The organism is Microbacterium sp. 22303 (assembly GCF_052045265.1).
GTDB lineage: Bacteria > Actinomycetota > Actinomycetes > Actinomycetales > Microbacteriaceae > Microbacterium.
Window position 1 is genome coordinate 278,837 of the sequence record NZ_JBQEOQ010000005.1, and the last position, 16,655, is coordinate 295,491.

Here is a 16,655-nt window from a genome sequence, read left to right on the forward strand (position 1 = left end):
TCGACCTCGAGCTCGGATCAGCGTCCGTAGCGCGTGACGATCTCCTCGGTCAGTGCGGGCCAGATCCGCTTGTGCTCCTCGCCGAACGGGACGCCGGAGAGGAACGCGGCAGCGAGGTCCCGCGAGCGGTCGATGAACAGGAAGCTGCCGAGCGCGCCGAAGTGGCCGGCCGTCTCGGGCGGCAGGGTGTCGCTCATCCAATGCGGCGACTTGGAGTCCTTGAGCTCGAAGCCGAGTCCCCACTGGTTGTCGGGATACGCCCCGTAGCCGGGCACGATCCCGCGCAGGCCGGGGTGCGAGACGGTGAGGGCGAGGTCGCGCAGCGCCGCCGGGATGAGCGTCGGGCGGAGCACCTCGCGTCCGAAGATGAGCAGATCCTCGATCGAGGCCGACGCCCCCGCCGACGGCCGTCCGGTGACATCCGTGCGCCCCATGCCGAGCGGCAGCGTGACCTCCCGCAGCATCCAGTCCGCGAAGTCCATGCCGACGGCGTCGGCGACGTGCGCGGCGAGCGCGTCGAAGCCGGCATTCGAGTAGATGCGCCGCTCACCGGGGGCCTTCAACGGCGCCTCCCCCTCCATGGGCAGTCCGCTGGTGTGGTCGAGCAGGTTCAGCACCGTCGCTCCTGCGGGCCCCGCCGGCTCGTCCAGATCGACCAGCCCGCGCTCGATCGCGACGAACACGCCCCAAGCGGTCAGCGGCTTGGTCACCGAGGCGAGCGGCAGGACGGCCTGCGGATCCCCCTGAACGGCGAGCGTCCGCTCGGGGCCTGTGACGCCGACCAGCGCGGTATGCGAGAAGCCGTCGGTCGCTGCGAAGGTCGTCGTGTCCACGGATCCATCGTCCCATGGGACCAATTCGGATCCGGATGTCACACATCCGCCCCGGGCGGTGTCTCCATGTCGAAGGCGCGAGAAGCGCGCCGCAGAAGGAGCAGATCATGACGACCCAGACCCGCGTCCCCGCGACCGAGGTGACCGGACTGTACGGCGCCGTGGTGAAGTTCGCCACGAAGAGGATGTTCGGCCGGGTGCCCGACTCGATCGGGGTGCTCTGGCATCACCGCCCGGTGTTCACCGACATGATGAACTTCGGACGCAAGACCGAGAAGTGGCACGAGCTCGACAAGAGCCTGTCGACACTGGCCACCATGACGGCGGCCGCGACCGTCGGCTGCAGCTTCTGCCTCGACCTGCACTACTTCATGGCGCACGACCACGGGCTCGACGAGGACAAGGCCCGCGAGGTGCCGATCTGGCGCGAGTCCACCCGGTTCACGCACAGGGAGCGGCTCGTGATGGAGTACGCCGAGGCGATGAGCTTGACGCCACCCGCCGTCACCGACGAGCTCTCCGACGAGCTGCTCGCGGAGCTGGGCGCCCCGGCGCTGCTCGAGCTCGCCGCGAAGGTCGGCTACCTCAACGCGACCGCTCGCGCGAACATCGCGCTCGGGATCCACTCGGACGGCTTCGCGGACGCCTGCGGGCTCGCGCCGCTGGCGACGCAGGCCGAGACCCGCGTAACGTCGCCCGCATGAGCGACGTGAGCCGGCCGGCGCCCGAGGATCCGTTCGTCACGCACCGCGGCCTGCTGTTCACGGTCGCGTACGAGATCCTCGGATCCGCCGCTGACGCCGAGGACGTCCTGCAGGAGTCGTGGCTGCGCTGGGCGTCGGCCGATCGCGACGACGTGCGCGATCCCCGCGCCTATCTGGTGCGCACCGTGACCCGGCAGTCCCTGAACCTGCTGCGGACGGCGTCCCGCCGGCGCGAGGAGTACGTGGGCCCGTGGCTGCCGGAGCCGTTGCTGACGACCGCCGACGTGGCCGAGGACGTGGTGCTCGCCGAGAGCGTGTCGGTCGCGATGCTCACGGTGCTCGAGACGCTGGGCCCGACCGAGCGCGCGGTGTTCGTGCTGCGCGAGGTGTTCGACGTGCCGTTCGACGAGATCGCCGACGCAGTGGGCAAGACCCCGGCAGCGGTGCGGCAGATCGCGCACCGCGCCCGCGACCACGTGGCCGCCCGGCGCCCGCGCGTCGCGGTCGACGCCTCCGAGCACGATCTCGCGGTGCAGCGCTTCATCGCGGTGATGAACTCCGGCGACGTGCAGGGGCTCATGGATGTGCTCGCGCCCGACGTGGTGTCGGTCACGGACAGCGGCGGGCTCGTGCGGCACGCGGCACGGCGACCGCTGCACGGCGCCGACCGCGTCGTGGCGTTCCTGCAGGGCAGCATCGCCAAGCTCGACACGGCCTTCACGGTGATCCCGCTGCGGGTGAACGGCATGCTCGCCGCGGGGATCCAGGTCGGCGGCGAGCTACTCGCGGCGGTGAGCTTCACGGTCGAGGAGGGCCGCATCACGCAGGTCTTCTCGGTCGCCAACCCGGGCAAGCTCTCCGGGCTGGACGCCGAGGCGCCGCTCGCCCGCTGATCCCGGTGCAGCCCCCTGACCTGCCACAGCGCGAGGCCGGAGCCCTGCGGCCATCCGCCACGCCTCGTTCCTTGCACATTGCGAAGGATCCGTGGTTCTTTCACGGCAGATCGCCCAGAAGGGCGGCCGAATGCACCGGAAACTGGATCCAAGCCACCCCTGTCCACAAGGAGCACCTCCATGGAACGCGACCCCGAACTGTTCGACTCCGACGCGCTGCTGCACATCGGCCGCCCCGTCTGGTTCGAGAAGCACCCCTCACAGGCCGAGGGCGAAGACTTCTGAGCGCCCGACGCTGAGACGGCGAAAGGGCCGCGATTCACCCGGTGAATCGCGGCCCTTCGTCATGCCCGGTCAGGCGCCCTTGAGGCGCTCCGACAGATAAGTGTCGAGCTCGGCGAGCGGCACGCGCTCCTGCGCCATCGTGTCGCGGTCGCGGACGGTCACCGCGTCGTCCTCGAGGGAGTCGAAGTCGATCGTGACGCAGAACGGGGTGCCGATCTCGTCCTGACGGCGGTAGCGGCGGCCGATCGCACCGGCGTCGTCGAAGTCGATCGCCCAGTGCCCGCGGAGCTTGTCGGCGACCTCACGGGCCAGCGGCGAGAGGCGCTCGTTGCGGCTGAGCGGCAGCACCGCGACCTTGACCGGCGCGAGGCGCGGGTCGAGCTTCAGCACGGTGCGCACGTCGGTTCCGCCCTTGGCGTTCGGCACCTCTTCCTCGACATAGGCGTCCACGAGGAACGCCATCATCGAGCGGGTCAGGCCGAACGAGGGCTCGATCACGTAGGGGGTGTACTTCTCGCCCGAGGCCTGGTCGAAGTAGGTGAGCGAGGATCCGGAGGTCTCGCTGTGGTTGGTCAGGTCGAAGTCGGTGCGGTTGGCGACGCCCATGAGCTCGCCCCACTCCTTGCCCGCGAAGCCGAAGCGGTACTCGACGTCGATGGTGCCGGCGGAGTAGTGCGCGCGGTCGTCCTCCGGCACGTCGAACTGGCGCATGTTCTCGGGGTTGATCCCGAGGTCGATGAACCAGTCCCAGCACTCCTTCACCCAGTGCTCGAACCACTCCTGCGCCTCGGCCGGCGGAACGAAGTACTCGATCTCCATCTGCTCGAACTCGCGCGTGCGGAAGATGAAGTTGCCGGGCGTGATCTCGTTGCGGAACGCCTTGCCCACCTGGCCGATGCCGAACGGCGGCTTCTTGCGCGAGGCGGTGAGCACGTTCGAGAAGTTCACGAAGATGCCCTGCGCGGTCTCCGGGCGCAGGAAGTACACGCCGGACTCGTCGTCGACCACGCCGAGGTAGGTCTTCACGAGACCCGAGAACGCCTTGGGCTCGGTGTACTGGCCCTTGGTACCGCAGTTGGGGCAGGGCACGTCGGCCAGGCCGTTCTCGGCGGTGCGCCCCTTGCGGGCCTCGAAGTCCTCGATGAGGGTGTCGGCGCGGAAGCGCTTGTGGCACTGGAGGCACTCGACGAGCGGATCCGTGAACGTCGCGACGTGGCCCGAGGCCTCCCACACCCGCTTGGGCAGGATGATCGAGGAGTCCAGGCCCACCATGTCGCCGCGGCCGCGCACGAACGTCTGCCACCACTGCCGGCGGATGTTCTCCTTGAGCTCGGTGCCGAGGGGGCCGTAGTCCCAGGCCGAGCGCGAGCCCCCGTAGATCTCACCCGCCTGGAACACGAACCCGCGGTGGCGGGCGAGGGCGATGACCTTGTCAAGACGGGACTGTTCGGCCACGGTGGCTCCAATGGTCGCGATGATGCGGGGAATGCGCACGAAGAGGCGCGACTCAATCCTATCCGGGACCTCTTCTCCTCGACGCGGGGTTCATGCTCGGGGCGGTGCGCTGACCCTGGTCTTTCGAGGCCCCCGGTCGTCGCGGCTTACCCTGGAATGATGAGCACCGCACAGGAGACCGAGAAGCACGGCGACCACGACACCCGGTTCTTCGGGCAGCCGTGGGCCCTCGCCCACCTGTTCGGGGTGGAGATGTGGGAGCGGTTCAGCTTCTACGGCATGCAGGGGATCCTGCTCATCTACCTGTACTACTCCGTCACCGACGGAGGGCTCGGCCTCGACAAGGGCATCGCCGGCGGCATCGTCGGCGCCTACGGTGGATCCGTCTATCTGGCCACGATCCTCGGCGCCTGGGTCGCCGATCGCATCCTCGGATCCGAGCGCACGCTGTTCTTCAGCGCGATCGTGATCATGGCAGGCCACATCGCCCTGGCACTGCTGCCGGGCGTCGTGGGCGTGGGCATGGGTCTGGTGCTCGTGGCGATCGGATCCGGAGGCCTCAAGGCCAACGCCACCTCCGTGGTCGGCACCCTCTACGCGGCCGACGACCCGCGGCGCGACGCCGGCTTCTCGCTCTTCTACCTGGGCATCAACCTCGGCGGATTCTTCGGACCGATCCTCACCGGTCTGCTGCAGTCGACGCTGGGCTTCCACTTCGGCTTCGGCCTCGCCGCTATCGGCATGGCCGCCGGCCTGGTGCAGTACTCGTTCGGACGCCGCGGGCTGCATGCCGAGGCCAGGCGCATCGCGAACCCGCTGCCGCGCAACCGCTATCTGACGGCCGTGATCGTCGCGATCGCCGCGGTCCTGCTCATCGTCGTGGTCGTGCTCGTCGGCGTGATCCGCGCGGACAACCTGTCGACCATGGTGATCATCGCGGCCACCGTCGCCGCGATCGCCTACTTCGCGGTGATCCTCACGAGCCGCCGCATCGATGCGACCGAGCGCTCACGCGTGTGGGGGTTCCTGCCGCTGTTCATCACGAGCGTGGCGTTCTGGTCGCTGTACCAGCAGCAGTTCACCGTGCTGACGGTGTACTCGGACGAGCGCCTGAACCGCGACCTGTTCGGCTGGGAGATGCCGGTGTCGTGGGTGCAGTCGATCAACCCGGTCTTCATCATCGTGCTGTCCGGCGTGTTCGCCGCGATCTGGACGAAGCTCGGCGCCCGCCAGCCGTCGACGCCGGTGAAGTTCGCGCTGGGTGCGATCGTCATGGGTGCCGCGTTCCTGCTGTTCCTGCCGTTCGCCGGGGGCGCTGCGAACTCGACCCCGCTGCTGGCGATCATCGGGATCCTGTTCGTCTTCACGGTCGCCGAGCTGCTGCTGTCGCCGATCGGCCTGTCCGCGGCCACGAAGCTGGCGCCGGCCGCGTTCCACACGCAGATGGTCGCGCTGTTCTTCCTGTCCGTGTCGCTGGGCACCGCGATCTCGGGCTGGCTCGTGCAGTTCTACGACCCGCACAACGAGGTGCCGTACTTCTCGATCCTCGGCGCGATCGCGATCATCGTCGGGATCGGGCTGCTGGTGTCGGTCAAGCCCGTGCTCGCGCTCATGAAGGGCGTGCGCTGACCGGGAAGCATGGGCTCTGAGCGGGCGCAGGGAGACGAAAGGCGGGGCCGGGCGATCAGCGCCCGGCCCCGCCTTCGTGCTTCGCGCCCGGCCCCGGCCTTCGTGCTCAGCGGGCGGAGACGCTCTCGCCGAGATACTCGCCCTCGGCGAGCTGCGCGACGAGCGGGCGCGCGGTCGGCGCCCATCCGAGCTCGGCCCGGGCCTTCGCTCCGGTGGCCTGCTCGTCGAGCAGGAGCGCATCGGCGAAGGCCTCGCCCAGACGCTCACGGGTCTCCGTGACGCTCTCGGCGCGGACGCCCTCCGTCACGCCGTAACCGGCGGCGATCGCCTCGCCGAGCTCGCGCACGGTCGGGTTCTGCCCGGACGCCCCGATGTACGTCTCGCCCCGGCCGCCCTTCTCGAGCGCGAGCACGTACAGCGCGGCCAGGTCGTCGACGTCGACCGTGGTCCAGTGCTGGCTGCCGTCGCCGATCAGGAGCACTCCGCCGTCGGTCTCGTCGGTGAGCAGCCGCACCAGTCCGCCACCGCGGCCGTACACCGTCGCGGGCGCGACGACGGTCCCGCGGACGCCGGCCGCGCCCAGGACGCGGGCCTCTCCCGCTCCACGCCAGGCCGTGAGGGCGGGCCGGTCGAGGGCCGTGTCCTCGGTGATGTCGTCCGAGGAGCCGTAGCTCCAGATGCCGCCGGTGTGCACGACCGGCTTGCCGGTGCCTTCGAACGCACCGAGCACGGCGTCGATGAACGCCGCGTCGCCCTCTGGCGTGGAGGCCGTGTGGATGACGCCGTCGACCTCATCTGCCGCCTCTGCGATGAGCGTCGCGTCGGTGACATCGCCGACCAGGGCCGTCGCGCCCGCCTCTTCTACGGCGCGTGCCTTCTCCGCATCGCGGACCAGGGCGGTGACCGCGTGCCCCTCCGCGAGCAGACGGTCGAGGACGGAAGTGCCGATGTATCCGGTCGCACCGGTGAGAAGAACCTTCATGCCTTTCGCGAACGCGTCGCATGCAGGGGCGTATTCCCGTCCGCGGCGCGTCGGATCCGTTCCGGTACGGAATGGCGTGCCGGTCAGCGGGTGATCGTGCGCCCGTCCGGATCGTCGGGGCCGAGCGGGCGCAGGCGCGCCGGAAGCGGCCACGCCAGCGTGTAACGCTGCGTGGGCGGACGCTGCATGTCGCCGAAGTCGTCGACCTTGACCGTGATCCGGCCGTCGCCCTCCGGCACGACCTCCACGATCTGCACCCGCAGCGGCTCCGGTCCCTCGCCCTCCAGGATCCACGGATCCGCGAGCCAGCGGATCCCGTGCTCCTCGAGCGCCGCCTCGGCGTCGAGCCAGTCGATCTCGCCGGTGACCTCGCGCCCGAGCACGTCGACGGCGAGCCAGTCGGCGCCCTCGGGGCGGATCCAGCCCAGGAGTTCGCCGTCCTCGCGGCGATGCGGGGTCCAGTCTGCGGGGATCATTGGGCGAGCCTAACCCGGCGGGTGCTCCCACCAGGGTCGTTGAGCGAGCGAAGCGAGACGAAACGCGGCACCCCGTAGGGCACCGCGTTTCGTCTCGCCTTCGGCTCGCTCAACGACCGAGAGTCACCAGATCGTGACGCGCTCCTCGGGGGCGAGCCAGAGCTTGTCCGACTCGGTCACGTCGAACGCCTCGTAGAAGGCGTCGATGTTCCGCAGGATCTGATTGCAGCGGAACTCGTTGGGCGAGTGCGGGTCGATGGTCAGCAGGCGGATCGTCTCGGCCTCGCGGCTCTTCTGCTGCCACACCTGGGCCCACGACAGCAGCAGGCGCTGCACGCCGGTCAGGCCGTCGATGACGGGCGCCTCCTCGCCGCCGAGCGCGATCTCGTACGCCTTCAGCGCGATGCCCAACCCGCCCAGGTCGCCGATGTTCTCACCGATCGTGAGGGCGCCGTTCACGTGGTGCTCGGCGCTCAGCCCCTCCGGCACGAGCGCGTCGTACTGCGCGATGAGCGACTTCGTGCGCTCCTCGAACGCGGCGCGGTCCTCGTCCGTCCACCAGTCCTGCAGCTTGCCGTCGCCGTCGTAGCGGCTGCCCTGGTCGTCGAAGCCGTGCCCGATCTCGTGGCCGATGACGGATCCGATCCCGCCGTAGTTGGCCGCTGCATCGCGGGAGGCGTCGAAGAACGGGTACTGCAGGATCGCGGCCGGGAACACGATCTCGTTCATCAGCGGGTTGTAGTACGCGTTCACCATCTGCGGCGGCATGAACCACTCGTCGCGGTCGATGGGCTTGCCCACCTTGCCGATCGTGCGATCGTGCTCGAACTGCGCGGCGCGACCGGCGTTGCCGATCAGGTCGCCGGCATCGACCGTCACGGTCGAGTAGTCGCGCCACACCTTGGGGTGCCCGATCTTGGGCGTGAACGTGTCGAGCTTCGCGAGCGCCTTCTCCCGGGTCTCCGGGCTCATCCATTCGAGCGTCGTGATCGACTGGCGGTACGCCTCGAGCAGGTTGCCGATGAGCTCGTTCATGGCCGCCTCGGCCGCCGGCGGATAGTGCCGCTCGACGTAGACCTTGCCGACCGCGTCGCCGAGCGCGCCCTCGACGAGCGAGACGCCGCGCTTCCAGCGCTCGCGGATCGTGGGGACGCCGGTCAGCTCGGTGCCGTAGAACGAGAAGTTCTCCTGCACGATGTCGTCGGTGAGGTAGGCGGCGAGACCGTGCACGACCTTGGCCCGCAGCCAGGCCTTCCAGTCGTCCAGGCGCTCTGCGGTGAGCAGGGATCCGAGTCCCTCGAAGAAGCTCGGCTGGTAGACGACGGCCTCGGCGAACGCGTCGGCTCCGGCCGGGCCCGCGACGGCGTCGCGCCACGAGGCGAGGTCCACGCCGACGAGAGTCTGGAACTCGTCCCAGCTCTTCAGGTTGTACGTCTTGACCGCGTCGCGGCTCTCCACGTTGTCCCAGTGGTGCCCGGCGATGTCGTGCTCGAGCGCGAAGGCGCGGTCGGCCTGCCCTGCGGCGTCCGCGACGCCGGCGAGGGCCAGGATCCGCTCCAGGTGGGCGCGGTAGGCGGCGCGGGTGCCCTCGAAGCTGTCCAGGCGGTAGTAGCTCTCGTCGGGCAGCGAGATGCCGGCCTGCACCACGAACGGCACGTAGCGCTCGGGGTTGCCCGGATCCGGCTCCACGAACACGCCGATCAGTGCGGCGATGCCCTGGCGGTCGAAGGATCCGACCGTCGCCAGGAACTCGTCGATCGTGATGATCGCGTCGACGGCGGCGAGAGGCTCGGTCAGCGGAGCGATGCCGAGCGCGGCGATGCGCTCGGTGTCCATGAAGCTCGCGTACAGGTCGCCGATCTTGCGCGCCTCGGTGCCGGGCTCGGCCCCCTGGGACTCCTCGATGATCGCGCGCACGTCCTTCTCGGACTGGTCGGCGAGGAGGTGGAAGGATCCCCAGCGCGCCTTGTCGGCGGGGATCTCCGTGGTGGAGAGGAACGTGTGGTTCACGTGCCGGTAGAGGTCGTCCTGAGGGCGGATCGCGGGGTCGAAGTCGCCGGTGGCGAGCCCGGAGGGAAGAACGTCGGTCATGAGGCCCAGCCTATGCGGACGCCCCGACAAGAGGAGAGCGGATCCGTGCCCCGGCTGTTCGCTGGTCGCGGACTGCGGGGAGTGCTGCCGGATCCGGTGTCCCCGTCAGGATTCCAGGAGCGCCTTCGCCTTGTCGAACGCGGCCATCTCGCCGTCCATGCTCTTCTGCACCGGCCCGCTCATGAGCAGCTTCTTGAGGCCGCTCAGCTCGACCGACAGCTCGAACGTGACGAGGGTGCCGCTCGGCACCTCGGCGAAGGTGTAGCTGCCGAGGGGGCGCACCGGGCCGGCGATCGTGGCGAACGCGTAACGGCTGGGCGCGGAGTACTCCGTGATCCGGAGATCGGCGTCGATCGATCGTCCGCCCGGGCCCGCGATCACCTGATGCACGGTCGCGCCCACGCCGGGCGCGCCCTCGGCCCGCATCTCCTTGACGGCTGGGCGCCAGGTCGGGTCGTTGCTCGGATCGGCGAAGAACCCGAACACGGTCTCGATGGGAGCGGCGATCTCGATCGTCCGCGATGCGGAAGGCATGTGCCCAGTATCGTGCTCCGTCGGCCGGCGGTACAGGACCGGAGCGAGAGATTCCGGACGCGCGATCGCACGCGGAGGCCGCGTCGGGCTGCCGACCGGAATATCGCCCTCCCGCTCGAGCCCGTGCGGCCCTAGGATGAGCACAAGAGCGGCGTTTGGGGCGCTGCGGGATGGGGATCCCATGCGTGGTCTGGGGCAGATGCTCGTGCTGACCGGCGCTGCGCGCGCCGAAGACGTGAACTCCGCGATGTCGGCGGTGGGCGACGGAGACGCCCTGCCCGACTATCTGCTGCGGCACGGCCTGGTGAACGAGGTGCAGCTGGCCGAGGCCGTCTCGGTGGCGACGAGCACGCCGTACGTCGATCTCGGCTCGTATCCGCTGGATCCGGAGGTCATCTCGCTCGTGCCCGGGGTGATGTGCCGGCGCTACCGGCTGCTGCCGCTGCGGCAGTACCGCGACCAGCTGACGGTGGCGATGCTGGATCCGACCGACATCATCGCCCTCGACGACGTCGCCAGCATCACGGATCTGCGGGTGAGCCCGGTCGTGGTCACCGGCGAGGCGCTGAACCAGGCGTTCGAGCGGTTCCTGCGCTCGGATGAGGAGCTCACCGATCTGTCCGAGCAGATCGGCGAGGCATCCGGATCCTCCTCGCACATCGTCTTCACGGAGCAGCTCGACGATCAGGACGCGGACGCGCCCGTGGTGCGGTTCGTGAACCTGCTCATCACGCAGGCGATCAACGACCGCGCGAGCGACATCCACATCGAGCCGGGCGAGCATCGGCTCACGGTGCGGTTCCGCATCGACGGTGTGCTGCACGAGATGCAGCGCGCCGACCGCAGCATCCAGGACGGCGTCATCTCGCGCCTGAAGATCATGTCGTCGATCGACATCGCCGAGAAGCGGGTGCCGCAGGACGGGCGCATCTCGGTGCTGCACGAGGGCCGCAGCGTCGACCTGCGCGTGGCGACGCTGCCGACGGTGTGGGGCGAGAAGATCGTGATGCGCATCCTCGACAACAGCGGCCAGGTGATGCTGATGTCGGATCTGCTGTTCTCCGACACCAACGCCGAGCGCTTCACGCAGGCGATCTCGCGTCCGCACGGCATGGTGCTGGTGACGGGCCCGACCGGATCCGGCAAGTCCACGACGCTGTACACGGCGCTGCGGGCGGTCGCGAACCCGCGCGTGAACGTGATCACGGTCGAGGATCCCGTCGAGTACCGGATCCCCGACATCAACCAGATCCAGGTGAACCCGCGGGCCGGCCTCACGTTCGCGACCGCGCTGCGGTCGATCCTGCGCGCCGACCCGGATGTGGTGCTGGTCGGTGAGATCCGCGACCGCGAGACGGCGGCGATCTCGATCGAGGCGGCGCTGACCGGTCACCTCGTGCTGTCGACCCTGCACACCAACGACGCTCCGAGCGCGCTCACCCGGCTGGTGGAGATCGGCACCGAGCCGTTCCTCGTGGCGACGGCGCTGAGCGCGGTGATCGCACAGCGGCTCGCGCGGCGGCTGTGCACGAAGTGCCGCCTGCCGATCGACGACGACCGGGCGATGCTCGAGGCCGTCGGCATGCCGGTCGAGCTCATCGACGACGCCACCGTGTTCCGCGCGGTGGGGTGCACGGCGTGCTCCAGCACCGGCTACCGCGGCCGGGTCGCGCTGCACGAGGCGATGGAGGTCACCGACCGCATCGAGCAGGCGCTCGTGGGCCGCGCGACCGGCGGCGAGCTGCGCGAGATCGCCTTGGAGCAGGGCATGATCCCGCTGCGCGACGATGGCTGGGCCAAGGTCGCCCAGGGCATCACCACGATCGAAGAGGTGCTGCGCGTCTCGGTGTGACGCCGGAGGCGCGCACCGAGCCCGTTCAGTGCTGCTTGGCCAGGTCACCGTACAGCGTGAAGATCGGCAGGTAGAGCGAGATCACCATGCCGCCGATGACGACGCCGAGGCCGACGATCAGCACGGGTTCGATCAGCGACGACAGCTGCTCGGTGGCGGTCTCGACCTCGTCCTCGTAGAAGTCGGCGATGCTGGCGAGCATCTCGGCGAGCGTGCCCGATTCCTCACCGACCGCGACCATCTGGGACACCATGGGCGGGAACACCTCGGCCGCGGCCAGCGGCGCGGCGAACGAGCGCCCGCCGCGGATCGACTCCTGGATGTCTCGCACCGTCTGCTCGATCTTCCAGTTGTTCGACGCCTGGCCCACGATCGACAGCGCCTGGATGATCGGTACGCCGGCGTCCAGCATCATCGACAGATTGCGGGTGAAGCGCGCCACGGCCATCTTGGTCAGCAGCTTGCCGAAGATCGGCAGCTTCAGCAGGAACGGATCCACGACCTTGCGGTACGCGTCCGTGTAGCGGTTGCGGGCCCACCAGATCCACACGATGATCGCGAGCACCGCGACTGCGGGCGCGATCCACTTCATGTTCTCGGAGACGGTGACCAGGATCTGCGTCGGCAGCGGCAGGCCCTTGCCGAGGCCCTCGAACATGTTCTTGAACACGGGCACGACGAAGATCAGCATCGCCGTGACACCAAGAATCGCAATGATGAGCACGACGAGCGGATACGTCGTGGCGGCCCGGATCTTCGAGTGCAGGTCGGCCTGCTTCTGGTACGTCTCGGCGATCGACGTCAGTGCCTTGCCCAAGAAACCGCCCGTCTCCCCCACGCGGATGATCGACACCATGAGCGGCGGGAACACCTGCGGGTGCCGGGCCATCGACGCGGAGAGCGAGGATCCCGACTCAACGTCGGTCTGCACAACAGTGAGCACCTGTTGCAGCTTCTTGTCATCGGCCTGTTCGGCGAGCACGGTGAGGGTGCGCAACAGCGGCAAGCCGGCGTTGATCAGGGCCGCCATCTGCCGGGAGAAGATCGCGAGAGTCTTCGCCGAGACGCCTCTACGCAGTGATGGCAGCGCGATCTCGCGATGCAGCCCGGTCTTCGCGACCGGTGCCACATGCAGCGGGGTGAGGCCCTGCGCCCGCAGCTTGGCGGCGACCGCACTGTCGCTGGACGCGTCCATCGATCCCTTGACGGTGCGGGCGGTTGCCACATCGATTGCCTGATACTCGTACTCCTGCGCGCCGGCCATCAGGATCCCCATTCCTCGAGCTGCGAACCGCCTGCGTAGGCGGACCACGATTCGGCATCGATCTCGGCGGGCTTGATGTGGACACCGTCGAGAGAACGTGGGTCGACCGCGAAGGACCGCGCCACGTGCTGGGCGATGAGTCCGTCGGCGACGAGTCGACGCAGATCCTGGTCCAGGGTGTGCATGCCGAACGCCTGCCCCGCCTGCATCGTCGAATACAGCTGCGACACCTGCCCCTCGCGGATCAGGTTGGCGACAGCCGGGGTGTTGATGAGCACCTCGGTCGCGATCGTGCGGCCCGCGGTCTGCGCACGCGGCAGCAGCGTCTGGCTGATGATGCCCTGCAGCGTGTCGCCGAGCTGGGTGCGGATCTGATGCTGCTGATCGGCGGGGAACACGTCGACGATGCGGTTCACCGACTTCGCCGCGCCCTGCGTGTGCAGGGTGGAGAGCACGAGGTGGCCGGTCTCGGCGGCGGACAGGGCGGTGGAGATCGACTCCGGATCGCGCAGCTCGCCGACCAGGATCACATCGGGGTCCTGCCGCAGCACCCGGCGCAGCGCCTCGGCGAACGAGGCCGTGTCGGATCCGACTTCGCGCTGATGGATGAGCGCGCGGTTGCTGGTGTGATGGAACTCGATCGGGTCCTCGATGGTCACGACGTGCACAGGCCGGGTGTTGTTGACGATGTCGACCATCGCGGTGAGGGTCGTGGACTTTCCGGATCCTGTCGGACCGGTGAGCAGCACGAGGCCGCGAGGGCGCAGAGCAAGGTCGCGTGCGATCGCCGGGGCGCCCAGCTCCTCGAGGGTGAATACGCGGTCGGGGATGTACCGCAGCGCCATCGCGATGTCGCCCAACTGGCGGAACACGTTGACGCGGAAGCGCCCGATGGATTCCGCGGCGTGCGCAAGGTCGACTTCGTGACGGGTGGCGAACTCCTCGCGCTGTGCGTCGTTCATCAGGTCGTACGCGGCCTGTTCGACCCAGTCGTGGCCGAGGGCCCCTTCATGCCTCGGCACGGCGATCAAGTCGCCGTCGACGCGCATGAGCGGTGGGTGACCGGCGGTCACGTGCACATCGCTGGCTCCGGCGCGGGCGCCGATCGCGAGGATGGCGGTGAGCTCTGCGGCGCTCACTTCGATACTCCCGTCCCACCACTGGCGGGCGCAACGAACGCGAGCAGGGCGAGATTGACGGTGAGATTGCCGTTGCCGCCCTGAACCGTCACCTTGTCAACGCCCAGAAGACGTCCGGATCCGCGCAGCCCGTCCAGGAACGTCTGCACGGCGGTCATGTCGGCAGCGGTGGCCGTGACGGTGAGCGGTATCTGCTGCCGCACATCACCTGCGACGCTCGCCGAGCCGTTGGCACCGGCGGAGCCGGCGCCGTTCGCGCCTGCCGCTTGCGACGTCTGATCGGCGGCGCCCCCCGCTTGCGCGGCGGTGTTGTTCGCTTGCGCCACCGGATCCGACGAGCTCGTGGACTGGGGCGTTGGCTTCGGAGCCGTCTGCGCCTTGGCCGCCGCAGCCGAGGCGGGCCCCGCGGGCACCGGCGCGGTGCGCGGTGTGTACGGCGCGAGGTCCTCCCGAGCGATAGTCGTGATCACGACGCCGGAGGTCTGCGCCGATCCGGCGATGACGTCGAACGCGCGATCGAGATCGGGCACCGCCGGAATCTGAGCGCGCAGATCTTGGACCGCCGCGTCGATCTCGCCCTTGCGCGCCTTCTGCTTCTGCAGGGCCGCGATCTGTGCCTCGTAGGCCGTGTTGGTGGCGCCTGCCTGAGCAGCGTCGCCAAAGGCGGTGAACGCCTGGCCGAGCAGCGGTAGGACCCCGAAGACCACCGCGAGCACGACGATCACGGCAGTGATGAGAGCACCGATGAGGTTGATGAGCGATTTGGTCACTTCTCCACCGCCTTGGTGTAGCTGCCGGAGTAGACCGTCTGATCGAAGGTGATGTCCACCTTGTAGGTGAATCGGCCGGCCGCCGTCGAACCTGATGTGGTGGAGTTGGCGTCGGCGGTGAGCACGCCCTCGACGTTCCGCAGACTCCGCACATAGGCGCCGAGATCGAGCGCGGTGCCGCTGTCCAGCGTGAGGGTCCCGGTAAGTCCGACCGCGGTCTTCGCGGCCTTCTCATCGGCTTTCCCGTCGTCACCTGCCGCCGGGGCGGCACCGGCCGTGAGTTCGAAGCCGACGAGGTTCGTATCCGCGGGCAAAGTGCCCCGGATACGGTCCAAGATCGCGGTCCACGACAGGTCTGCGCCCAGTGCATCAGCTCGGAACTTGGTGAGATCCGCCTCGGTCTTCAGCGCATTGCTGACGTCGGAAAGGCCGGCAATCTGCCCGACCAGTTGATTCGATCGATCTTGCTCGGCGGCGAGTCTCTGTTGCGCGAGCAGATTCACGGCGAAAGCCGCGGCGATGAGTACGACGGCAAGCAGAATCGCGAGTACGCCCACGCGCACCCACGTGCGACTGAGAGCGTCGCGTTCGCGGCGCTCGACCTCCGAGCGCGGGAGGAGATCGACCCGGGGCGGACCCCCGGGGGTCGCGGCGATGATACGAGCCATCAGCGGTCCTTTCCGAGGGCGATCCCGACAGTGCCAACGAGGTCCAGTGCCAGATCGCCAGTCGGGCCAGCCCCTTGAAGCGGCAGCACATCGTGCAATACGACGGTGCGCACTGGGGCGTCGATCGCACTGGCGACCCCCTGAGCAACACCGTCGACGGCGATCCCGGCACCGGTCATCAGCACCTGATCAATCTGTGGGGCGCTTTCCCTGTTCAGATAGAAGGCAAGCGTGCTGCGGATGCGTCCGATCACCTCCGCGGCGGGTCTGTTGACGGCGTCGGAGCGCAGCGCCCCCATCGGGACAATGCCCGCAGCGCCAACCAGCTCCTCGGCGGCGATGCGGGTGGGATCCACTCGGGCTGCGACGAATGTGCCGTCTTCGGGAGCGATCCGGGCGTTGCGACGGCGCACCGCGAGCGTATCCAGATCGACGGGCGTGATCCGCACGAAGTCAGGGATGCCGTTTCGCAGGATCACGATCTGCGTGGTGTGGTCGCCGACATGAATCGCCGCAACAGTGCCTTCCGGTGCAACGTGAGAGGCTGCGCGGGCCAGGCCGAACGCAGCGAGGTCGACGCCGTCGATGCGGATCTTGGCCCGGGAGAACGCGGCGATCATGTCTTCGACCGTCGAGGAGACAGCAGCCACGAGGAGGCCATGCAGCTGGTCGCCCTGCTGCGAGATCGGGTAGTAGTCGAGTACCGCCTGCGCCACCGGCACGGGCAGCAGATCCTGCACCTGGAACGGAAGCGCCTGCCGCAGCAGTTCCGGTGCCATCACTGTCGTCGTGTGCTCACGCACGAGCACACGTCGATTGGCTATGCCCAACGTCGCTGACTTGGCTCGGATCCTCGCGATGCTCCACAGCTCGTGGATCGCGGTGGCAACGGCGCCCTGGTCGAGCACCTCGGAATCGTGTGCGGCGTCGGGCGGCAACGCGACCTCGCCGTATGCGACCACCTGCGGTTGACGCTCGACCGACACCTCTACCGCGCGCACGCTCTCTTCGGTGATCTCCACACCGACATGCGATCTCGCCATGTTCTCTCCCCAAGTCCCCAGTGCTGCGCCTGCCCCC

General features: G+C 68.8%; 15 protein-coding genes. 4 read left to right on the top strand and 11 right to left on the bottom strand.

Annotated elements, in window-relative coordinates; translation table 11 throughout:
* Positions 1-17: 17 nt before the first annotated feature.
* Entirely contained in the window at positions 18-833 is an 816-nt protein-coding gene (locus ACTJI8_RS15595) for a serine hydrolase domain-containing protein (protein WP_440734331.1), read from the bottom strand.
* A 107-nt stretch (positions 834-940) separates the two neighbouring features.
* On the opposite strand from ACTJI8_RS15595, the gene ACTJI8_RS15600 reads away from it, so the two are divergent.
* Together ACTJI8_RS15600 and ACTJI8_RS15605 are read left to right on the top strand one after the other, a co-directional pair.
* On the top strand, positions 941-1,537 hold the full coding sequence (locus ACTJI8_RS15600; protein ID WP_440734332.1) for a carboxymuconolactone decarboxylase family protein: 597 nt from the start codon (positions 941-943) through the stop codon (positions 1,535-1,537).
* On the top strand, positions 1,534-2,430 hold the full coding sequence (locus tag ACTJI8_RS15605) for an RNA polymerase sigma-70 factor (RefSeq protein ID WP_440734333.1): 897 nt from the start codon (positions 1,534-1,536) through the stop codon (positions 2,428-2,430). Before ACTJI8_RS15600 ends, ACTJI8_RS15605 begins: the two co-directional genes overlap by 4 nt.
* Positions 2,431-2,784: 354 nt before the next feature.
* On the opposite strand, the gene ACTJI8_RS15610 is transcribed toward ACTJI8_RS15605, so the two are convergent.
* Positions 2,785-4,170 (bottom strand): glycine--tRNA ligase, encoded by a 1,386-nt coding sequence (locus tag ACTJI8_RS15610; protein WP_440734334.1) that lies wholly within the window; start codon positions 4,168-4,170, stop codon positions 2,785-2,787.
* A gap of 159 nt (positions 4,171-4,329) precedes the next feature.
* Between ACTJI8_RS15610 and ACTJI8_RS15615 the strand changes: the two genes are divergently transcribed.
* Positions 4,330-5,799 (top strand): peptide MFS transporter, encoded by a 1,470-nt coding sequence (locus ACTJI8_RS15615; protein ID WP_440734335.1) that lies wholly within the window; start codon positions 4,330-4,332, stop codon positions 5,797-5,799.
* Between the two features lie 106 nt (positions 5,800-5,905).
* Here ACTJI8_RS15615 and ACTJI8_RS15620 read toward each other — a convergent pair whose 3' ends face one another.
* The 4 genes from ACTJI8_RS15620 to ACTJI8_RS15635 form a co-directional block, all read right to left on the bottom strand.
* Positions 5,906-6,781, bottom strand: coding sequence for an NAD-dependent epimerase/dehydratase family protein (locus ACTJI8_RS15620; protein WP_440734336.1), 876 nt, complete (start codon positions 6,779-6,781; stop codon positions 5,906-5,908).
* A gap of 83 nt (positions 6,782-6,864) precedes the next feature.
* The gene (locus ACTJI8_RS15625) at positions 6,865-7,257 is read right to left on the bottom strand and encodes a hypothetical protein (RefSeq protein WP_440734337.1); all 393 of its coding nucleotides are present in this window, start codon (positions 7,255-7,257) and stop codon (positions 6,865-6,867) included.
* A gap of 123 nt (positions 7,258-7,380) precedes the next feature.
* On the bottom strand, positions 7,381-9,348 hold the full coding sequence (locus ACTJI8_RS15630) for a M13 family metallopeptidase (RefSeq protein ID WP_440734338.1): 1,968 nt from the start codon (positions 9,346-9,348) through the stop codon (positions 7,381-7,383).
* 105 nt (positions 9,349-9,453) lie between these two features.
* Positions 9,454-9,882, bottom strand: a complete 429-nt coding sequence (locus ACTJI8_RS15635; protein ID WP_440734339.1) for an SRPBCC family protein — start codon at positions 9,880-9,882, stop codon at positions 9,454-9,456.
* A gap of 181 nt (positions 9,883-10,063) precedes the next feature.
* Here ACTJI8_RS15635 and ACTJI8_RS15640 point away from each other — a divergent pair, with 181 nt between their 5' ends.
* Positions 10,064-11,734, top strand: coding sequence for a GspE/PulE family protein (locus tag ACTJI8_RS15640; protein WP_440734340.1), 1,671 nt, complete (start codon positions 10,064-10,066; stop codon positions 11,732-11,734).
* 25 nt (positions 11,735-11,759) lie between these two features.
* On the opposite strand, the gene ACTJI8_RS15645 is transcribed toward ACTJI8_RS15640, so the two are convergent.
* The 5 genes from ACTJI8_RS15645 to pilM form a co-directional block, all read right to left on the bottom strand.
* On the bottom strand, positions 11,760-12,998 hold the full coding sequence (locus ACTJI8_RS15645) for a type II secretion system F family protein (RefSeq protein WP_440734341.1): 1,239 nt from the start codon (positions 12,996-12,998) through the stop codon (positions 11,760-11,762).
* Positions 12,998-14,137 (bottom strand): type IV pilus twitching motility protein PilT, encoded by a 1,140-nt coding sequence (locus tag ACTJI8_RS15650; protein WP_440734342.1) that lies wholly within the window; start codon positions 14,135-14,137, stop codon positions 12,998-13,000. The genes ACTJI8_RS15645 and ACTJI8_RS15650 overlap by 1 nt, the downstream gene beginning before the upstream one ends.
* Positions 14,134-14,862 carry a GspMb/PilO family protein gene (locus tag ACTJI8_RS15655; RefSeq protein WP_440734343.1) on the bottom strand — a complete coding sequence of 243 codons (729 nt, stop codon included), beginning with the start codon at positions 14,860-14,862 and terminating at the stop codon, positions 14,134-14,136. The genes ACTJI8_RS15650 and ACTJI8_RS15655 overlap by 4 nt, the downstream gene beginning before the upstream one ends.
* Before the next feature lie 41 nt (positions 14,863-14,903).
* Complete coding sequence (locus ACTJI8_RS15660; RefSeq protein ID WP_440734344.1) at positions 14,904-15,464, bottom strand: hypothetical protein; 561 nt, start codon at positions 15,462-15,464, stop codon at positions 14,904-14,906.
* 110 nt (positions 15,465-15,574) lie between these two features.
* Complete coding sequence (pilM, locus tag ACTJI8_RS15665; protein ID WP_440734345.1) at positions 15,575-16,597, bottom strand: pilus assembly protein PilM; 1,023 nt, start codon at positions 16,595-16,597, stop codon at positions 15,575-15,577.
* Positions 16,598-16,655 lie beyond the last annotated feature (58 nt).